Below are 13,860 nucleotides of genomic sequence, written 5' to 3' on the forward strand. Positions count from 1 at the left end.
CATGACGCATTGACCCTCACGTAACGTAAGGCTTCAGAGTAACGACACTGGCAGAACAAAAGGAGCCGTTATGTTGATACAGGTGGGAGAACTGGCGAAACGTGCCGGGATCACCGTGCGGACTTTGCATCACTACGAGCAAACAGGGCTGTTGTTACCTTCTGCCAGAAGCGCGGCAGGCTACCGGCTTTATAACCTGGCGGATGTGCAGCGTCTGCATATGATCCAGACGCTGGCAAAAGCCGGGCTGGAGCTTGCCGAAATCAGGGATTTTCTGAAACAGCGTTCGCTGTCATTAGCCGAATTACTCGACGGGCAAATCACTCTGCTGGACAAGCAACTGCGTAGTATCCATACGCTGCGCAACCGGCTGGTGGAATTGCGTACCGGGCTGACCGACGATGCGACGCCGGATCTGGAATCCTGGCTACAGACTCTGGAGTTAATGAATATGTACGATCGCTGGTTTAGCAAAGAAGAGTTGCAGCAACTGCCGTTTGCGATAGAGAAAGAGGCGCTGGCGGATATCTGGTCGGGGCTGGTGAGGGAGGTTAAACACTTGCTGGAACAGAACGTCAGCGTCACGGACGCGCGGGCGACCGATTTGGCTTCACGGTGGATGGAACGCCTGGAGCAGGATACCGCAGGCAAACCGGAATTTTTGACCCGCCTGAACGAGATGCACAGCGTGGAGCCGCAGATGCAGGAGCAAACCGGCATTACGCCGGAGATAACTGATTACATCACGCGGGCGTTTGCCGAATCAAAGCTCAGCATCTGGGAGAAATATCTCACTGCCGAAGAGATGGCCTTTACCCGGGCGCACTACTTTGACCGGATGATGGAGTGGCCGCCGCTGGTGGCGAAGCTGCATCAGGCACAGCGAGATAATCTCAGTCCCGCTTCTGACGATGCGCAAAAGCTGGCAGAAAAGTGGCTGGTTTTATTCCAGTCCTATGCAGGAACAAACCCGCAGACCCAGCAAAAATTTCGCCTCGCCATGCAGCAGGAGCCGCATCTGATGAAAGGCACGTGGATGACGCCTGCCGTGCTTGAATGGCTCCAGCAGGCGATCGGGGTGATGATGCAAAGACGCGTCTCTGCATCAGATGACTCACAGATCCGCTAATGCAGCTTCACGGTTAGGGTAGAAGGACAATCGGCCAGGGATCGGCTGCACGCCTGCGCGCGCCATGGTGCGCAGGGGCTGGAATTCGAGGTTACTTATCCGCAGCTCGCAGCCTTCCGGCAGGCGGGCAACAAAGCGCTGGAAGGCATCCAGACCGCCGGCATCCAGCACCGGGACGGCATCCCACTTCAGCACCACAATCCGTTTGCCCGCGATGCGGGATTCCAGATCGCTGAACAAACCTTCCGCTGCGGCGAAGAACAGCGGACCAATCACGCGCAGCACCAGCACATCGTCAGGCACCTCAACGTTAACCGGGGAGAGACGCGTCATCTGCGCGATGCGGCGCATAAACAGCAGCGAGGCCAGCACTATGCCGACGCTGATAGCGATAACCATATCGAACAGCACGGTCAGCGACATGCAGATCAGCATCACGATAATGTCGTCTTTCGGCGCGCGGCGCAGCAGGTTAACCACCTTATGCGCCTCACTCATGTTCCAGGCCACCATCAGCAGCAGCGCAGCCATGGCAGAGAGCGGAAGCCATGAAAGCAGCGGGGCGAGGATCAGCAACGCCATGATCACCAGCAGGGAGTGAATGACCGCCGAAACCGGTGATGTCGCGCCCGCACGTACGTTCGCGGCGGAACGGGCAATCGCAGCCGTAGCGGTAATACCGCCGAAGAACGGTACAACGATGTTCCCCAAGCCCTGGCCGACCAGCTCGCTGTTGGCTTTGTGCTTAGTGCCGGTCATGCCGTCGAGCACGACGGCGCAGAGCAGGGATTCGATCGCGCCCAGCATTGCCATGGAGAATGCGGCGGGCAGCAGAGCGCGAAGGGAATCCCAGCTCAGGGTAAAGCTGGAACCCGGCATGTCCCACGGCAGAACCAGCTGCGGCAGCAGCTGCGGAATGCCGCTGCCCTGTGAGCCGTCCGCCAGAACATAGTGGAACTGGGAGCCAATGGTGGCGACCTGTCCACCGAGCAGGTTGACGACGCCCATCACCGCGCAGCCCAGCAGCAGAGCGGGCAGATGCCCCGGGAGACGAATGCCTAAGCGAGGCCAGACGATAAGTGTGCCGAGGGTAACGATGCCAATGGCCGCATCGCCCAGGTTGGCCGTCGGCAACGCCATAAACAGCGCGCCCACTTTCTGTAAATAGTGCTCCGGAACATGGGCCATTTGCAGGCCGAGGAAATCCTTGATCTGCATGGTCCCGATGGTAATCCCTATCCCCGAGGTGAACCCCAGCGTTACGGAAAGGGGAATATATTCAATCAGGCGACCAAAGCGGGCCAGACCAAACAGAATTAAAAAGATGCCGGACATCAGGGTGGCAACCAGCAGGCCTGCCAGACCAAACTGTTGGGAAACCGGGTAGAGGATCACCACAAAGGCGGCCGTCGGGCCGGAGACGCTGAAGCGGGACCCGCCCGTCAGCGCAATCACAATCCCCGCAACGGCCGAGGTGTACAGCCCGTACTGCGGCGCGACGCCGCTACCAATCGCCAGCGCCATCGCCAGCGGGATGGCAATAATCCCGACGGTGATCCCGGCTATCAGGTCACGAACAAAGCGTGACGACGTGTATTTCTCTTTCCAGCAGGCGTCGATGAGGGCGCGAAAGGGCAGAACATGTGAGGAGGTTACTTTTTTCACAATTATCTATCATCCGTGTGCGCATCATCTGTCATATGAATGGCAGGTGAAGGTGGCATAAGTCATACAAATAAATACTATAAACAAAAAAACCCGCCGTAGCGGGTTTTTTGGCCGTGTTCGATCAGTGTTCGAACATTGCAGAGATCGATTCTTCGTTGCTGATACGACGAATTGCTTCGGCCAGCATCCCGGACAGAGTCAACGTACGCACGTTTGGCAGCGCTTTGATCTCGTCGCTCAGTGGAATGGTATCGCACACCACAACTTCGTCAATGACGGAGTTACGGAGGTTGTTTACTGCATTGCCGGAGAAGATCGGGTGAGTGGCGTAAGCGAATACGCGTTTCGCACCACGCTCTTTCAGCGCTTCAGCGGCTTTACACAGCGTACCGCCGGTATCGATCATGTCGTCCACCAACACGCAGTCACGGCCAGCCACGTCACCGATGATGTGCATCACCTGAGAAACGTTAGCGCGCGGACGGCGTTTGTCGATGATCGCCATGTCGGTATCGTTCAGCAGCTTCGCGATAGCACGCGCACGTACCACGCCGCCGATGTCCGGAGAAACCACAATCGGGTTGTCCAGATTCAGTTGCAGCATGTCTTCCAGCAGGATTGGGCTGCCGAATACGTTATCAACCGGCACGTCGAAGAAGCCCTGGATCTGCTCTGCGTGCAGGTCAACCGTCAGTACGCGGTCAACGCCGACGCTGGACAGGAAGTCAGCGACAACTTTAGCGGTGATTGGCACACGCGCGGAACGGACGCGACGGTCCTGACGTGCATAGCCAAAGTAAGGAATAACAGCAGTGATACGGCCAGCAGAAGCACGACGCAGCGCGTCGACCATAACAACCAATTCCATCAGGTTGTCATTCGTTGGAGCACAGGTGGACTGGATGATGAAAATATCACCACCGCGTACATTTTCATTAATTTGTACGCTGACTTCGCCGTCGCTAAAGCGACCTACAGCGGCGTCGCCGAGGGAAGTGTACAGGCGGTTGGCAATACGTTGTGCTAGTTCCGGGGTGGCGTTACCAGCAAAAAGCTTCATATCAGGCACGAGAAGAACCTCAGGCATGCGTCCAGTGGTGGATAGCGTTCGCCGCAAACTGCGGGGCCTAAGCAAACGCTATCCAGGCGGTGTATTAAAGAGCGCGATGCAACGTCTGGAACAGGGTGACGTTGTCACCGAAACTCAGTCTGCGCCAGAATGGCCTGCTGTAGGGGGGAGATGTTCATCCCGCGTGCTACAAAACCATGCAGCCAAACCGGCGCTTGCTCAAGCACCTGACGGGCGGCGGTTTCGGTGTCAAATTCAGCAAAGACACAGGCCCCTGTACCGGTCAGGCGCGACGGCGCGTATTCTAACAGCCAGGAAAGCACCGCATCAACCTCGCGAAAACGTTTTCTTGCGATATCCTCGCAATCGTTGCTGAATTCACAATTTAATAACGTTTTTATTGACCGTACCGGGGTATTTCTTTTCAGGTCAGGATCTTTAAAGATGACCGGGGTAGGAATGCTCACGCCAGGGTGAACGATCAGATACCATTTTTCCGGCGGATCGACCGGCGTGAGGATTTCACCGACACCTTCAGCGAACGCCGCGTGGCCGCGCACAAACACCGGTACATCGGCGCCCAGCGTCAATCCTAACGCTGCCAGTTCGTCCGTCGTCAGACCGCAGTCCCAGAGGTGGTTAAGCGCCACCAGTACGGTCGCGGCGTTCGATGAACCGCCACCAAGACCGCCGCCCATTGGCAGGCGTTTGTCGATACGGATATCCGCACCGCTTCCCGCAGGCAGACGACCCGACGACGACGCCGTTTTCATCAGAAGGCGAGCAGCGCGCACGATCAGGTTATCCTCATGCGCCACGCCGTCGACCGGCGTCAGCAGGTGAATCTGCCCGTCCTGACGCGGTTCGATGGAGATCGTGTCGCCGTAATCGACAAACTGAAACAGCGTTTGCAGGGTGTGATAGCCGTCAGCGCGCTGCCCGGTAATGTAGAGAAACAGGTTCAGTTTTGCGGGAGAGGGCCAGTGGGTCATCATTTAACGATCCAGTTGTCCATTTTCAGCTTGATACGCTGGCTACCCTGCGTCAGCTCCATATTGGACGGCAGCGACGGTTGAGTCTTGCTGTCATACGCGCTGTACACCACTTTCCAGGTTTTACCGCCCTGAGTGTAATTTACCTGGCTCAGACGGTATTGATCGTCGAGCGTGTAGTCGGTTGCGTCACCCGGCAGGCCAAGGATCCACTGGCGCAGACTATTGAGCGGAATCGGCATCCCGGTCAGCTTGCCAATCATCTCTTCGGCGTCGGTTGCCGTGTAGTGCTGGCCTTTGTTATCGGTAATCTGCGCTTCGCCAGGCTTCGCGTTCAGCTCCAGTTCGGTGCTGCCCAGCGGGTTCAGCAGCAGCAGGCGATAGTTGTCCTGACCCGTTTGCTGCCAGAAGAAGCGAGCGTAAACTTTTTGCTCGTCAGAGAGATAAGCAAATGCACCGCGGGTCTGATACTGGCTTAATTTCAGCACGTCCTGCTGGTGCTGGCGCCACTGCGGTGAGTCAGGGCTTTTGCCCGGGCCTTTCGGCTGATGAACGGAACAGGCGGTCAGAACCAGGGCCGCCAGAGGCAGCAGGCGAATCATTCGGGTCATAATGATGACAAATCCTTGAGATACGTTGCAGTTATAACTGTTAATGCTAGCGTTGAAGGGTGCCACCGTCTACGTTCAAATTATCTCAAAGCGTGGCGTAAGCTATTACTCCGAAAGGGGGCAGTCTCTTTTATTGATCTCGCGCATCCTGTATGATGCGTCCTGCTAACCTTATTAACGCTGGTACTACTCCCGCTCAACATGACCCTATTAGCACTCGGTATTAACCACAAAACGGCCCCGGTTTCACTGCGAGAACGCGTTACGTTTTCGCCGGATACGCTCGACCTGGCGCTGGACAGCCTGCTTGCACAGCCGATGGTGCAGGGTGGCGTGGTGCTGTCGACGTGCAACCGTACCGAGCTCTATTTAAGCGTGGAGGAGCAGGACAACCTTCATGAGGCGCTGATCCGCTGGCTATGTGACTACCACAACCTCAACGAAGAAGAGCTGCGCAACAGCCTGTACTGGCATCAGGATAACGATGCGGTCAGCCATCTGATGCGCGTGGCCAGCGGTCTGGATTCGCTGGTGCTGGGCGAGCCGCAGATCCTCGGCCAGGTGAAAAAAGCCTTCGCGGATTCCCAGAAAGGGCATCTGAAAGCCAGCGAACTTGAACGAATGTTCCAGAAGTCATTCTCCGTGGCGAAGCGTGTGCGAACCGAAACCGACATTGGCGCCAGTGCGGTTTCGGTTGCTTTCGCGGCCTGTACCCTTGCCCGTCAAATCTTCGAATCGCTGTCGACCGTCACCGTACTGCTGGTGGGGGCGGGCGAAACCATCGAGCTGGTGGCGCGCCATCTTCGCGAACACAAGGTGAAGAAGATGATCATCGCCAACCGCACCCGCGAACGTGCACAGGTGCTGGCAGATGAAGTGGGCGCTGAGGTGATTGCGTTGAGCGACATCGATGAACGTCTGAAAGAGGCGGACATTATTATCAGCTCTACCGCCAGCCCGCTGCCGATTATCGGGAAAGGGATGGTCGAGCGTGCGCTGAAATCCCGCCGCAATCAGCCGATGCTGCTGGTGGATATCGCCGTTCCGCGTGATGTCGAACCGGAAGTGGGCAAACTGGCGAACGCCTACCTGTACAGCGTGGATGACCTGCAAAGCATCATTTCGCACAACCTTGCCCAGCGTAAGGCGGCGGCTGTGCAGGCGGAAACTATCGTTGAGCAGGAAACCAGCGAATTTATGGCCTGGCTGCGCGCGCAAAGCGTCAGCGAGACCATCCGCGAATACCGCGGTCAGGCGGAGCAGGTGCGTGATGACCTGACGGCCAAAGCGTTAGCGGCCCTTGAACAGGGCGGCGACGCGCAGGCGATTATGCAGGATCTGGCCTGGAAACTGACCAACCGCCTGATCCATGCACCAACCAAATCTCTTCAGCAGGCTGCCCGTGACGGGGACGATGAACGCCTGACAATTCTGCGCAACAGCCTCGGGCTGGAATAGCGCCCTATACCCATTTTCTAAGACAAGGTGCATTTACGCCTATGAAGCCTTCTATCGTCGCTAAACTGGAAGCTCTGCACGAGCGCCATGAAGAAGTCCAGGCGCTGCTCGGCGATGCCGGGACCATTGCCGACCAGGAACGTTTTCGCGCGCTGTCGCGTGAATACGCGCAGTTAAGTGATGTTTCAAAATGCTTTACCGACTGGCGACAGGTCCAGGAAGATATCGAAACCGCGCAGATGATGCTCGACGATCCTGAGATGCGCGAGATGGCGCAGGAAGAGTTACAGGATGCGAAAGCGCGTTCAGAAGAGATGGAGCAGCAGCTTCAGGTGCTTCTGCTGCCGAAAGATCCGGACGATGAGCGTAACGCCTTTGTGGAAGTCCGCGCCGGTACCGGCGGCGACGAAGCGGCGCTGTTCGCCGGGGATCTGTTCCGTATGTACAGCCGTTATGCCGAATCCCGTCGCTGGCGCGTGGAGATCATGAGCGCCAACGAAGGCGAGCATGGCGGCTACAAAGAGGTTATCGCCAAAATCAGCGGTGACGGCGTGTACGGTCGACTGAAATTTGAATCCGGCGGTCACCGCGTGCAGCGCGTGCCTGCGACGGAATCGCAGGGGCGCATTCATACCTCGGCCTGTACGGTGGCGGTGATGCCGGAGCTGCCGGAAGCGGAACTGCCGGATATCAACCCGGCGGATCTGCGCATCGACACCTTCCGCTCTTCAGGGGCAGGTGGTCAGCACGTTAACACCACCGACTCCGCTATCCGTATTACTCACCTGCCCACCGGGATTGTGGTTGAGTGTCAGGATGAACGTTCCCAGCACAAGAACAAAGCTAAGGCGTTATCCGTGCTGGGCGCCCGTATCCACGCGGCGGAAATGGCGAAACGCCAGCAGGCGGAAGCCTCTACCCGCCGTAACCTGCTGGGCAGCGGCGACCGTAGCGATCGTAACCGCACCTATAACTTCCCGCAGGGGCGCGTAACCGACCACCGCATCAACCTGACGCTGTACCGTCTGGATGAGGCAATGGAAGGCAAGCTCGATATGCTGATTGAGCCTATCGTGCAGGAATACCAGGCCGACCAGCTGGCGGCACTGTCCGAGCAGGATTAATGGATTTTCAGCGCTGGTTACGCCATGCCGCCAGTGAGCTTTCCGCAAGTGAAAGCCCGAAGCGCGACGCCGAAATTCTGCTTGAGCATGTGACGGGTAAAGCCCGCACGTATCTGCTGGCTTTCGGCGAAACCGCGCTGACCGCTGAACAGCAATCGCAGCTGGAGACGCTGCTTGCCCGCCGTAAAACCGGCGAGCCGGTGGCGCATCTGGTTGGCGAGCGCGAGTTCTGGTCCCTTCCACTGTACGTCTCAGCGGCCACGCTGATCCCGCGCCCGGACACCGAGTGTCTGGTGGAGCAGGCGCTGGCGCGGTTACCAGCGCAGCCGTGTCAGATCCTCGATCTCGGCACCGGCACCGGGGCGATTGCGCTGGCGCTTGCCAGCGAGCGGCCAGACTGCACCGTGACGGCGGTAGACGTGATGCCTGATGCGGTCGCCCTCGCGCGGCGCAACGTTGAACGGCTGGGGCTGAACAATGTTTCCGTTCTGCAAAGCAGCTGGTTTGCCGCGCTTGAAAGCCGCATGTTTGAAATGGTTGTCAGCAATCCGCCCTACATCGACGAAGACGATCCGCATCTCGCGCAGGGCGACGTGCGTTTTGAACCGTTGACCGCGCTGGTCGCTGCGAATCAGGGACTTGCGGATCTCGATCACATTGTGACAACGTCACGGCAACATTTGCTTCCCGGTGGCTGGCTGCTGGTGGAACATGGCTGGACGCAGGGAGAGGCGGTGCGAGCGCTGTTTACGCATGCCGGATACGCTGCCGTGGAAACCTGCCGGGATTACGGCGGCAATGAACGTCTGACGCTGGGGCAGCGGTCATGAGCATGTTTACGCTGCTGATCTCCGTTCACCTGGTTTCCGTTGCCCTGACCATTGGCTTTTTTATTGCCCGCTACTGGTGGCGCTACAACAACAATCCGCTGATTAACGCCCGCTGGGTACGCATCGCCCCGCACTGTATCGACACGGTGCTGTTCCTTTCCGGAGCCGGGTTAATGTGGAAGACCGGCTATCTGCCATTTACTGATAAAGGCGCATGGCTGACTGAAAAGCTGTTTGGCGTTATCATCTACATCGTTTTGGGTTTTATCGCGCTTGGGCGTCATCGTCCGCGCAGCCAGCAGACAGGGTTTATCGCCTTTTTGCTGGGTCTGGTGGTGCTGTACATCATCATTAAACTCGCCACCACAAGAATACCGTTACTGGGGTAAGTCATGAGGTCCTTAGCCGATTTCGAATTTAACAAAGTGCCGCTCTGCGATGGTATGATCCTGATTTCAGAGATGATCCGCGACGATTTTACGTCACAGTACGTTTACGCTGAACTGGAGAATCTGGTCAGCCTGGCGCGCGAAGAGATCAATCAGGCACGTCCGCAGGACTGGCAATTAGAGAAGCTGATTGAGCTTTTCTACGGCGAATGGGGTTTCTGCGACACGCGAGGCGTGTACCGCCTGTCTGACGCACTGTGGCTGGACCAGGTGTTGAAAAATCGTCAGGGCAGCGCCGTCGCGTTGGGCGCCATTTTACTGTGGGTTGCGCACGAGCTGGAGATTCCACTGGTGCCGGTCATTTTCCCGACGCAGATGATTTTGCGGGCGGAGTGGCTGGACGGTGAGATGTGGTTAATCAATCCGTTTAACGGCGACACGCTGGATGAGCATACGCTGGACGTCTGGCTGAAAGGCAACATCAGCCCGATAGCTGAGCTGTTCAATGAAGATCTCGATGAAGCCGATAACGCCGAAGTGATCCGCAAGCTCCTGGATACGCTGAAGTCTGCGCTGATGGAAGAGCGTCAGATGGAGCTGGCCCTGCGCGCAAGCGAAGTGCTGTTGCAGTTCAATCCGGAAGATCCGTACGAAATCCGCGACCGCGGCCTGATTTATGCGCAGCTCGACTGCGAGCACGTGGCGCTGAATGATTTAAATTATTTCGTCGAACAATGTCCGGAAGACCCGATCAGCGAGATGATCCGCGCGCAGATCAACGCGATCGCGCATAAACACATTACACTGCATTAATCTTAATTCCGATTCACACCTGAATAAGGCGATCCTATGAAACAAAAAGTGGTTAGCATTGGTGATATCAACGTGGCAAACGACCTGCCGTTCGTGCTGTTTGGCGGTATGAACGTGCTGGAATCCCGCGATCTCGCTATGCGCATCTGCGAACACTACGTGACCGTGACCCAAAAACTGGGCATCCCGTACGTGTTTAAAGCCTCTTTTGACAAAGCCAACCGCTCCTCCATTCACTCATACCGTGGCCCGGGCCTGGAAGAGGGGATGAAGATTTTCCAGGAGCTGAAACAGACGTTTGGCGTGAAAGTGATCACCGACGTGCACGAGGCGTCTCAGGCACAGCCGGTGGCTGATGTGGTAGACGTGATTCAGCTTCCGGCGTTCCTCGCTCGCCAGACTGACCTGGTAGAAGCGATGGCGAAAACCGGTGCCGTGATTAACGTGAAAAAACCGCAGTTCGTGAGCCCAGGCCAGATGGGTAACATCGTCGACAAGTTTATCGAAGGCGGTAACGACCAGGTTATCCTGTGCGACCGTGGTTCAAACTTCGGTTATGACAACCTGGTTGTGGATATGCTGGGCTTCAGCGTGATGAAGAACGTCTCTAACCAGTCTCCGGTGATTTTCGACGTGACCCACTCCCTGCAATGCCGCGACCCGTTTGGCGCCGCGTCTGGCGGGCGTCGTGCGCAGGTGACCGAACTGGCGCGCGCCGGTATGGCAACCGGCCTGGCGGGTCTGTTCATTGAAGCGCACCCGGATCCGGCTAACGCGAAATGCGACGGTCCATCCGCGCTGCCGCTGGATAAGCTGGAGCCGTTCCTGAAACAGATCAAAGCGATTGACGATCTGGTGAAGAGCTTCGACGAGCTGGATACCAGCAACTAATAAAAAAACCCGCTTCGGCGGGTTTTTCTTTGCCCGGCGGCGCTACGCTTGCGCGGGCCTACGGGTTTTGTAGGCCGGGTAAGCGCAGCGCCACCCCGCAAAAAAATTACGCAAATATTGTCATCAGATACGCAATAAACAGCGCCATATGCGCCGCGCCGTTCAGCACATTGGTGCGGCCGGTGGAGAAGGAAATCTGGCACAGCAGCAAGGATGCCACCATCACAATCATCTCTGGCGCACCCAGCGCAAACTGCAATTCATTTCCCGTCATAAAAGCAATCAACGTCACCACCGGAACGGTAAGGGAGATGGTCGCCAGAACAGAGCCAAAGAACAGATTCATCGCACGCTGCACCTGATTATTGAGCACCGCTTTCAGCGCTCCCAGGCCTTCTGGCGACAGGATCAACAGGGCCACCAGGAAACCGGTAAAGGCGACCGGCGCGTTCAGTTCAGTTAACAGCGCCTCCAGCGGGTTCGCATTCATCTTGGTGACCGCAATAACGGCAATCAGATGCACGATCAGCCAAACCGTGTGCCACGCGCTGCTGTGAGCCGACGGCTTACCGTGATGCGGGTCATCGTCGTCACCGTCGTCTTCATGCTCGTAAACAAACAGGCTCTGGTGCGTTTTGGTCTGGATCAGCAGGAACACGCCGTACATCGCCGCGGAAATCAGCGCCACCAGCAGCGCCTGGCCGGTGGTGAAATTTGCACCCGGCAGCGCCATCGGGAATACCAGCACAATAATCGCCAGCGGGAACAGGGCAATCAGGTACTGTTTAATGCCAAAAAGGTTCATGTACTGGGTGGCAAATTTGCGACCACCTAATAAAAGTGAAAAACCGACCAGGCCGCCGGTAACAATCATAATGATGGAATAGAGCGTATCGCGCATTAGCGTTGGCGCGGCGTCGCCGGTGGCCATTAATGCGGAAATGAGACTGACTTCAAGAATCACAACCGAAAGGCTTAAAATTAATGACCCATACGGCTCTCCAAGACGGTGGGCTAAAACATCCGCATGGCGTACCACGCTAAATGCGCTGGTTAAAATACCCACCAGAGCCAGAATATTGATCCCCACAACCACTGGCAATGACTGACTGCTTCCCCAGAAGAGCAGCACAGCCAGTGCCAGAACCGGGAAAATGAGAGAGGTCTCCTTGTGGCGGGTTTTCACCGCCTCGTGTGTTGCTGTCATGTGTTTCTCCAACAATGCAGGTGCTTGTAATTATAGATAGATTTTAAAGGTATTAAACTAACAGAAATCTGTTAAATACCCTGTATTTTTTACTTAGTTTTACCCTTTATTATAATTTTTATGCCTGAGGCTTATAATGGCCTATCTCTGTTAAATATTAATTTAATAACAATGACTTGCATTTTTATATTGTTCATTTCTTTCTGTTGGCTGGCACCCTCGCGTATCGTCGTCCACACTTATCTTTTAGCCAAAAGAGGGGTTAACGATGCCATACAAATCGAAAAGCGAATTACCAGATAACGTGCAAAACGTATTGCCTGCCCACGCCCAGGAAATCTACAAAGAAGCCTTTAACAGCGCCTGGGATCAGTACAAAGATAAAGAAGATCGCCGGGACGATGCCAGCCGCGAAGAGACGGCCCATAAGGTGGCCTGGGCCGCCGTAAAAAATGACTATGAGAAAGGGGACGATGATAAATGGCACAAAAAGAAATAGCCGCGAATAATACGCTGCCTCCCTTTTGACATTTCAGGCGGTTGACCTGCCGCTGTATTGCATCTGGCCCGCGAATTGCTTATCGTTGCTCAACTGCTGTTAAAATGAACAGCACAGAATGCCGGGAAGGCGAATTACAGATGTCGCAAGGAAGCATGCAGTGGCGGAGGTGGAATGTGTTAACGCGTGATTTCTTGATGAAGGCAGATTGTAAGACGGCATTTGGTGCTATTGAGGAATCGCTTCTGTGGTCGGCTGAACAACGTGCGGCGTCGCTTGCGGCAACGCTGGCCTGCCGCCCGGATGATGGCCCGGTCTGGATCTTTGGTTACGGCTCGCTGATGTGGAACCCGGCGCTCGAATTTGTTGAATCGGCAACCGGAACGCTGCCTGGCTGGCACCGCGCCTTCTGTTTGCGCCTGACCGCCGGACGCGGCAGCGCGTGTCAGCCAGGACGCATGCTTGCACTAAAAGAGGGCGGGCGCACCACGGGCGTGGCATACCGGCTGCCGGATACCACGCTGGAAGATGAGCTGACGCTGCTGTGGAAGCGCGAGATGATCACCGGCTGCTATATGCCCAGCTGGTGCAAGCTGGAACTGGATGACGGCCGCACCGTCAACGCGCTGGTGTTCATTATGGATCCGCGCCACCCGCTGTATGAAGCCGACACCCGAACCCAGGTGATTGCCCCGCTGATTGCCGCCGCCAGTGGACCGCTGGGTACTAACGCCCAGTACCTTTTCTCGCTCGATCAGGAGCTGACGCGTCTCGGTATGCAGGACGACTGTCTGAGTGAGCTGGTGGTGAAGGTGAAAGCGCTGCTGGAAGGGAACCCGCTCAGCAATACGCTGCGGCCAGGTTTTGCCTGATAATACGCCCGGCTGGCCGGGCGTTTATGGTTATGCTGCCACGTAACTTACGGAATGTTCGAGCGACTGGCTGTGGCTGTCGATCAGCACATCCCAGGTGCCGGTGTAAGGCACCGTCAGCCAGGCCTTATCGTCCTGGACGGTAAGGATATCTGCCTGCGATTGTTTCTGTCCTTTCGAACTTATCAGATGGATGCGGCAACGCTCTGAGCAACGCACCACTACCGTATCCCCGCCAAACAGTTTCAGACTTGTTTTAACTCGTGCCATTTTATACCCCGTCGTTTTTGCCCATCCCGAGCGTGATG

General features: G+C 56.4%; 15 protein-coding genes. 9 read left to right on the forward strand and 6 right to left on the reverse strand.

All coding sequences use genetic code 11. The features are described 5' to 3' along the window. The first annotated feature begins 70 nt into the window (after positions 1 to 70). Positions 71 to 1,129 (forward strand): MerR family transcriptional regulator, encoded by a 1,059-nt coding sequence (locus tag AM329_RS04645; protein WP_032609441.1) that lies wholly within the window; start codon positions 71 to 73, stop codon positions 1,127 to 1,129. Here AM329_RS04645 and dauA read toward each other — a convergent pair. The 4 genes from dauA to lolB form a co-directional block, all read right to left on the reverse strand. Beyond that, positions 1,115 to 2,794 (reverse strand): C4-dicarboxylic acid transporter DauA, encoded by a 1,680-nt coding sequence (gene dauA / locus AM329_RS04650; RefSeq protein ID WP_032609440.1) that lies wholly within the window; start codon positions 2,792 to 2,794, stop codon positions 1,115 to 1,117. The genes AM329_RS04645 and dauA overlap by 15 nt on opposite strands. 124 nt (positions 2,795 to 2,918) lie before the next feature. Further along, positions 2,919 to 3,866, reverse strand: a complete 948-nt coding sequence (prs, locus tag AM329_RS04655; RefSeq protein ID WP_003856663.1) for a ribose-phosphate diphosphokinase — start codon at positions 3,864 to 3,866, stop codon at positions 2,919 to 2,921. 125 nt (positions 3,867 to 3,991) lie between these two features. Beyond that, the gene (gene ispE / locus AM329_RS04665) at positions 3,992 to 4,861 is read right to left on the reverse strand and encodes a 4-(cytidine 5'-diphospho)-2-C-methyl-D-erythritol kinase (protein WP_003856664.1); all 870 of its coding nucleotides are present in this window, start codon (positions 4,859 to 4,861) and stop codon (positions 3,992 to 3,994) included. Next, positions 4,858 to 5,469, reverse strand: a complete 612-nt coding sequence (gene lolB / locus AM329_RS04670; protein ID WP_003856665.1) for a lipoprotein insertase outer membrane protein LolB — start codon at positions 5,467 to 5,469, stop codon at positions 4,858 to 4,860. Before lolB ends, ispE begins: the two co-directional genes overlap by 4 nt. 201 nt (positions 5,470 to 5,670) lie before the next feature. On the opposite strand from lolB, the gene hemA reads away from it, so the two are divergent. From hemA to kdsA, 6 genes are read left to right on the forward strand one after another with little or no spacing between them, the layout of a single operon-like run. Further along, complete coding sequence (gene hemA, locus AM329_RS04675; protein WP_003856666.1) at positions 5,671 to 6,927, forward strand: glutamyl-tRNA reductase; 1,257 nt, start codon at positions 5,671 to 5,673, stop codon at positions 6,925 to 6,927. A 41-nt stretch (positions 6,928 to 6,968) separates the two neighbouring features. Beyond that, positions 6,969 to 8,051 (forward strand): peptide chain release factor 1, encoded by a 1,083-nt coding sequence (gene prfA / locus AM329_RS04680; protein WP_003856667.1) that lies wholly within the window; start codon positions 6,969 to 6,971, stop codon positions 8,049 to 8,051. Next, on the forward strand, positions 8,051 to 8,881 hold the full coding sequence (gene prmC / locus AM329_RS04685) for a peptide chain release factor N(5)-glutamine methyltransferase (protein ID WP_003856668.1): 831 nt from the start codon (positions 8,051 to 8,053) through the stop codon (positions 8,879 to 8,881). The genes prfA and prmC overlap by 1 nt, the downstream gene beginning before the upstream one ends. A 2-nt stretch (positions 8,882 to 8,883) precedes the next feature. Continuing rightward, positions 8,884 to 9,270 (forward strand): invasion regulator SirB2, encoded by a 387-nt coding sequence (sirB2, locus tag AM329_RS04690; protein WP_369701965.1) that lies wholly within the window; start codon positions 8,884 to 8,886, stop codon positions 9,268 to 9,270. Positions 9,271 to 9,273: 3 nt separating this feature from the next. Continuing rightward, the gene (sirB1, locus tag AM329_RS04695; RefSeq protein ID WP_003856670.1) at positions 9,274 to 10,083 is read left to right on the forward strand and encodes an invasion regulator SirB1; all 810 of its coding nucleotides are present in this window, start codon (positions 9,274 to 9,276) and stop codon (positions 10,081 to 10,083) included. A 36-nt stretch (positions 10,084 to 10,119) separates the two neighbouring features. Next, the gene (gene kdsA / locus AM329_RS04700) at positions 10,120 to 10,974 is read left to right on the forward strand and encodes a 3-deoxy-8-phosphooctulonate synthase (RefSeq protein WP_003856671.1); all 855 of its coding nucleotides are present in this window, start codon (positions 10,120 to 10,122) and stop codon (positions 10,972 to 10,974) included. 106 nt (positions 10,975 to 11,080) lie between these two features. Here the strand turns inward: kdsA and chaA are convergent, their stop codons facing one another. After that, positions 11,081 to 12,181, reverse strand: coding sequence for a sodium-potassium/proton antiporter ChaA (gene chaA / locus AM329_RS04705; protein ID WP_003856672.1), 1,101 nt, complete (start codon positions 12,179 to 12,181; stop codon positions 11,081 to 11,083). Between the two features lie 268 nt (positions 12,182 to 12,449). Between chaA and chaB the strand changes: the two genes are divergently transcribed. Both chaB and AM329_RS04715 read left to right on the forward strand, forming a co-directional pair. Next, positions 12,450 to 12,680, forward strand: coding sequence for a putative cation transport regulator ChaB (gene chaB / locus AM329_RS04710; protein ID WP_032609439.1), 231 nt, complete (start codon positions 12,450 to 12,452; stop codon positions 12,678 to 12,680). Between the two features lie 176 nt (positions 12,681 to 12,856). Continuing rightward, a complete protein-coding gene (locus AM329_RS04715; protein WP_017384255.1) occupies positions 12,857 to 13,552 on the forward strand; it encodes a gamma-glutamylcyclotransferase in 696 nt (231 codons plus the stop codon). Between the two features lie 30 nt (positions 13,553 to 13,582). On the opposite strand, the gene AM329_RS04720 is transcribed toward AM329_RS04715, so the two are convergent. After that, positions 13,583 to 13,822, reverse strand: a complete 240-nt coding sequence (locus AM329_RS04720) for a hypothetical protein (RefSeq protein ID WP_003856678.1) — start codon at positions 13,820 to 13,822, stop codon at positions 13,583 to 13,585. Positions 13,823 to 13,860: the final 38 nt, after the last annotated feature.

This window comes from Enterobacter cloacae complex sp. AR_0002, assembly GCF_001922365.1.
GTDB lineage: Bacteria > Pseudomonadota > Gammaproteobacteria > Enterobacterales > Enterobacteriaceae > Enterobacter > Enterobacter hormaechei_C.